This window comes from Actinospica acidithermotolerans (assembly GCF_018139625.1).
Lineage (GTDB): Bacteria > Actinomycetota > Actinomycetes > Streptomycetales > Catenulisporaceae > Actinospica > Actinospica acidithermotolerans.
The window spans coordinates 1-1122 of sequence record NZ_JAGSOH010000284.1; the positions used below are offsets into that span (position 1 = coordinate 1).

At 69.3% G+C, this 1122-nt stretch carries 1 protein-coding gene; it reads left to right on the plus strand.

The genetic code is table 11. The features are described from left to right. Positions 1-124: 124 nt before the first annotated feature. A complete protein-coding gene (locus tag KDK95_RS34695) occupies positions 125-1120 on the plus strand; it encodes an IS481 family transposase (protein ID WP_212522596.1) in 996 nt (331 codons plus the stop codon). Positions 1121-1122: the final 2 nt, after the last annotated feature.

A 1122-nucleotide genomic window follows, 5' to 3' on the forward strand; every position in this document is an offset into this window, starting at 1 on the left:
CTAGTTGTACTGACCACAGAGGTTAGTGACACGGCTCACTGGCGGTGGATCTTGAAATGGGTGAGGGCCTTCTGGCTCGGTGTGTAGCGACCAAACTCGCACGCCGAAGACAGACAGGCCCTCAATGCCCCACCGTAACGCACCTTTGACCGAGACCGGGCGGTTGCGCCTGGCCACCTGCATCGTCGAGGACGGCTGGCCGCTTCGCCGGGCGGCCGAGCGCTTCCAGGTCTCGCCGACCACGGCCAAACGCTGGGCCGACCGGTACCGCGAGTCGGGCGTGGCCGGGATGGCGGACCGCTCCAGCCGTCCGCATTCGAGCCCGCGCCGGACCCCGTCGCGCACCGAGCGCCGGATCATCAAAGTCCGCCTGGCCCGCCGGTGGGGACCGGCCCGCATCGCCTACCTGCTGGGCCTTAACCCCGCGACCGTGCACCGTGTCCTGTCGCGCTACGGCCTGGCCCGCCTCACCCACCTGGACCGCGCGACCGGCGCCGTCGTGCGCCGCTACGAACGCGAGGCCCCCGGCGACCTGGTGCACGTGGACATCAAGAAGCTCGGCAACATCCCCGATGGGGGCGGGCACAAAGTCCACGGACGGGCCCGGGGCAGCCGCAACAGCACCGCCTCCGCACCGATCGCGAACAACGGCACCGGCCCGCGCACGAAACTGGGCTACGGCTACCTACACAACGCCGTCGACGACCACTCCCGCCTGGCCTACACCGAGATCCTCGCGGACGAGACCAAAGAGTCGGCCGCCGCGTTCTGGAGGCGCGCCCAGGCGTTCTTCACCGCCGCCGGCGTCACCGTCGCCAGAGTCCTGACCGACAACGGCTCCTGCTACCGCTCCAGGCTCTGGCGCCAGACCCTGACCGACGCGGGCATCGTCCACAAGCGCACCCGCCCCTACCGCCCCCAGACCAACGGCAAGGTCGAACGCTACAACCGGACCCTCATGGACGAATGGGCCTACGCCCGCCCCTACACCTCAGAACAACAGCGCCGGGACGCACTGGCCGGATGGCTCCACACCTACAATCACCATCGCGCACACACCGCACTCGGAGGCAAACCACCCGCCAGCCGCGTCCCCAACCTCACGGGGCAGTACAGCTAGTC